Origin of the sequence: Pinirhizobacter sp. (assembly GCF_035317885.1) — a bacterium.
GTDB lineage: Bacteria > Pseudomonadota > Gammaproteobacteria > Xanthomonadales > Rhodanobacteraceae > Pinirhizobacter.
The window spans coordinates 1-4,295 of record NZ_DATHFX010000097.1; the positions used below are offsets into that span (position 1 = coordinate 1).

Below are 4,295 nucleotides of genomic sequence, written 5' to 3' on the forward strand. Positions count from 1 at the left end.
CCATGACCCCAGAACACCTTCAAACCGGCGTTGGCCGGATGGCTTTCCGCGGTCAGGGTATCCCGCAACGGAAGATAGGTGGACAAGGCGACAAGGCCTGCCAGTCGTTCGCGATAACGCAGTGCCGCCGACAGGACCACCGCGCCGCCCTGCGAGAATCCGGCCAGCACGATGCGGTGCGCCGGCACGCCGCGGTCGTTCTCGCGGGCGATCAGGGCCTCGACGGCAGCGATCGAATGATGGATCCCCGGCGCGCGCTGGCGGTCGGCTTCATCGAAGCTTTCGATGTCGTACCAGGCGCGCATCGGCATGCCGTTGTTGATCGTCACTGGGCGCACGGAGGCATGCGGGAAAACGAAACGGACCTGGGGCCAGGAAGGATCGACCAGCTCCGGGACGATCGGCGCGAAGTCGTTGCCATCAGCGCCCAGGCCGTGCAGCCAGATGATGGAATGCGTAGGGGCGGGGCCGGTTTCGTGTTCGACGGTCTCGGGGATCATGGGCGAGGGGGCAGCCTTGGGAACGCGCATGCTAACGCATCGACTATCCTAGGCGCCGTGATCGCAGACGCGGTGAAGGAACGGTGGCATGGCACGCATCGTCGTGGTGGGCAGCATCAACATGGACCTGGTCACGGTGGCCGCACGTTTTCCCGGCGCCGGGGAAACCCTGATGGGCGAACGCTTCCTTACCGTGCCCGGTGGCAAGGGCGCCAACCAGGCGGTGGCCGCCGCTCGCCTGGGCGCACGCGTGTCGCTGGTGGGAGCGCTCGGCCGTGATGCTTTTGGCGACCAGCTACACGCGGGCCTTCAACGCGAAGGCATCGACCTTACGCACGTCAAGCGCCTGGACGATACGGAAAGCGGCACCGCTTCGATCACCGTGGCCGGCGGTGAGAACCAGATCGTGGTGGTCCCCGCAGCCAATGCCCGCGTCACCGCGGCCCAGGTGTTCGATGCCGCCGCCGCCTTCGATGGCGCTGACGCCGTGCTGCTTCAGCTGGAAATCCCGCTCGAGGCGGTGGAAGCGGCGGTCGAGGTCTCCACCCGGGCCGGCGTGCCGGTCATCCTGAATCCCGCGCCAGCGCAGCGCCTTCCCGCGGCGCTGCTCAAACGCGTTCGTTACCTCACGCCGAACCAGCATGAACTGGCCGGTGTGCTTGGCGAAAACCCCGACGGGAACTTCCGCGCGCTGATGGCGCGGGCACCGTGCCCGGTGGTGCTTACGCGCGGTAGCGAAGGCGCGTGGTACCGCGACGGTGGCGAGCCGGTACACCAGTCTGGCTTCTCGGTGGATGTCGTGGACACCACAGGCGCAGGCGATACGTTCAACGGTGCCATGGCGGAGTTCCTGGATCGCGGCATCGACGAAGCCGTGCGCCTGGCGTGCGCCGCGGCGGCGCTTTCGGTATCGCGGCTGGGCGCGCAGGGCGGCATGCCGTCGTTACGTGAAACCGAAGCCCTCGCGTCCGCGGTAAAGTAGCCGATTGCCTTCAAGGACCACCTGATTTGTTCTCACTGTGCTGGCGCTTCTTCCTTGCCGCGGTGCTCCTGACCACCGTGTGCCGCCTGGCGTTCGCCGCCTGGCAAGGTGCGCGTGTGCACGCCGCCGGTGGCTTGTGGCCGGTGATGCGGGGCGGCCTGCGCATCGACTTGAGCTTCTTCTCGATGGTCGCGGGTTTTCCCTTCCTGCTGGCGCCATGGCTTGGTGGTCAGCCGTGGGCGGTATGGATCGTCGGGGCATGGTTCTCCGTGTGGTGGTGCATCGTGGTGTTGCTTGAGGTTTGCACGCCGCAGTTCATCATCGAGTACGACACGCGGCCCAATCGCCTGTTCATTGAATACCTGGGCAATCCCCGTGAGGTGTCCACGATGCTGTGGCGCGGCTTCAAGGCGATGCTGCTTGGCGGCCTGGTGGTCACGATGCTGCTGTGCTGGGTCGGGCTTGCCTTCATCCATGGCGGCGGCCCGGATCCCGCGCTGGTCTGGTGGCAGAAGGCGGCACTAACCCTGACCCTGTTCGTGGTGTTGTTCGCGCTCGGCCGCGGCAGCCTTGGGCACCGGCCGATCAACGCCGCGCAGGTGGCTTTCTGCAGCGACGCGATGATCAACCAGTTGCCGCTGAACTCCGCTTTCGTCGTGGCCAACGCGATCATGGTGATGCGCAGCGACAAACCTGCCTCGGCCGTGTACGGGCGCATGCCCGCGGATGAGGTGCAGGCCACGGTGGCGAAAGCCTGGGGCAGGTCCGATGGCGACATGCAGCATCGCCAGCTGCCCAGCGTGAAGCGCGGGGATAGGCCGAACCTGGTGATCATCATCGAGGAAAGCCTGGGCGCGCAGTTCGTCGGTTGCCTGGGAGGCCGCGGCCTCACCCCGAGGCTCGATGCGCTGGCCGGCGAAGGCTGGTTGCTGGCCCGCACCTACGCCACCGGCACGCGCTCGGTGCGCGGCCTCGAGGCCGTGATGACCGGTTTCCCGCCCACCCCCGCCGAGGCGGTGGTGAAGCTTCCACGCAGCCAGCGTGATTTCTTCACCATCGCCGGATTGCTGAAGCAGTTCGGCTACGCCTCGCGTTTCATCTACGGCGGCGAAGCCCACTTCGACAACATGAAGAGCTTTTGCCTGGGCAATGGCTTCGACGACGTGGTGGACCTGCCGAAGTTCGCGGTGAAACCTGGCTTCACCGGTTCGTGGGGCGCGTCCGATGAAGACATGTTCAATGAACTGCACCACCGGCTGATGCAGGACGGCAATACGCCAACAGTGAGCGTGGCATTCAGCGTGAGCAACCATACGCCGTGGGAATATCCCGCCGGCCGCATACCGCTCGATGGTGACCCGGCCACGGTTGACAACACCGTGCGCTACGCCGACTGGGCCATGGGCGAATTCTTCGACCGCGCCAGGAACTCCCCCTACTGGAAAAACACCGTGTTCCTGGTGGTGGCCGACCACGACGCCCGCGTGCACGGGGCGAGCCTGGTTCCCGTGCGTCATTTCCACATCCCTGCATTGATCGTGGGAAGCGGCGTGGCGCCCCGCCGCGACGAACGGCTGGTGAGCCAGATGGATCTTCCGCCCACCTTGCTTTCATTGATGGGTGTCGATTGCGTGCACCCGATGCCAGGCGCGGACCTCACCCAGCGCGACCCGGATCGCGCCGTGATGCAGTACAGCGACAACCAGGGCTACATGAAGGGCACGGACCTGCTGGTCATGCAGCCGGACAGTGCACCGGTGCAGTTCGCCTATGACAGGACCACCGAAACGATGACACCCATGGATGTGGATCCGCTGCTTGCCCGCGAGGCGCTCGCCCAGGCGCTATGGGCCAGCGCCAGTTACATGGGCCAGCGCTACCGGGTAAGTCCCGACCAGCCGCTGGGCTGACCCACCGGACTGATACCTAGCGGTAGGTAAGGCGCCAGGTGGGAATGTTCATGCCCACCAGCGCCACGGTGGCCGCGTCCGGCTCCGTGGAGGGTTCGGTCACCATGGGCCTTGTGCCCTGGTAGCAATCTCCCGCATCGACGATATGAGGGTTGGCGACATGACGGTACGAACAGGTTGGCGCGACGACGGCGCCCCGAAAAGTGATGCTTCCCGTGTCTGCGGCAAGCGTGGACAGGGCAACGGACAGGAATAACGAGTTCATGGCACACACTCGCGCGGAGGCTTGAGTGTGCGTTGGCGCGCCTGCTGGCGCGCTCCGTGCCCGGCTTAGGCTTGTGTGGTATTTGCGCGGGAATTTTCGTAGGCGCGAAGATGCACCGTTGCAGCTTCCAGTGTCGGTGCGTCAATGTTCGACGACGTTGCACGCCTGAGCAGACTGCCGAGGATATGCTCGCCCTCGGTGCGCGATCCCCGCTGGATGTCCCTGAGCATCGACGCCGTCAACGATGAGCCTTGCGCGGAAAGCGCAGCGCGTGCACGCTGCCGTACTTCAGCACGCGGGGCAAAACCCTGCGACGCGGCGACCGCGGCACACTCGTCATAGAGCTTGAGTGCAAGTGACACACCGCCAGCGTCGATGACCGCGCCGATGGAAGCACGCATCAGGCAGTTGATACCCGCAAGCGAAGCGATGAAGCACCACTTCTCCCACATCGCCAGCTGGATGTCGTCCGGTGCCTGGACGGTGAAGCGTGTCTTCAGCAGGTCGCTTTCGATGGCACCTACGCGCACGCTACGGGAGCCATCGAGCTCGCCGAAACTGAGCAGATCCAGATCATTGTGATGGAGCACATCACCCTCTGCATCCAGGCTCGCCGAGATCACGCTTAGCCCACCCAG

Annotated in this window: 5 protein-coding genes; 2 read left to right on the plus strand and 3 right to left on the minus strand. The window is 65.3% G+C overall.

The genetic code is table 11. From position 1 onward, the window contains the following. Positions 1–500, minus strand: a 500-nt coding sequence (locus VK519_RS03025; protein ID WP_324347541.1) for an alpha/beta hydrolase, incomplete at its 3' end; no start/stop codon positions are given. 88 nt (positions 501–588) lie between these two features. On the opposite strand from VK519_RS03025, the gene rbsK reads away from it, so the two are divergent. Together rbsK and VK519_RS03035 are read left to right on the plus strand one after the other, a co-directional pair. After that, entirely contained in the window at positions 589–1,482 is an 894-nt protein-coding gene (rbsK, locus tag VK519_RS03030) for a ribokinase (protein ID WP_324347543.1), read from the plus strand. A gap of 26 nt (positions 1,483–1,508) precedes the next feature. Continuing rightward, positions 1,509–3,392 (plus strand): LTA synthase family protein, encoded by a 1,884-nt coding sequence (locus tag VK519_RS03035; RefSeq protein WP_324347545.1) that lies wholly within the window; start codon positions 1,509–1,511, stop codon positions 3,390–3,392. Between the two features lie 16 nt (positions 3,393–3,408). Here the strand turns inward: VK519_RS03035 and VK519_RS03040 are convergent, their stop codons facing one another. Beyond that, positions 3,409–3,657: a hypothetical protein gene (locus VK519_RS03040; RefSeq protein WP_324347547.1), complete on the minus strand. Its 249-nt coding sequence runs from the start codon at positions 3,655–3,657 to the stop codon at positions 3,409–3,411. Positions 3,658–3,722: 65 nt separating this feature from the next. After that, positions 3,723–4,295: ketopantoate reductase C-terminal domain-containing protein (locus VK519_RS03045; protein ID WP_324347549.1), on the minus strand; the 573-nt coding region annotated here is incomplete at its 5' end.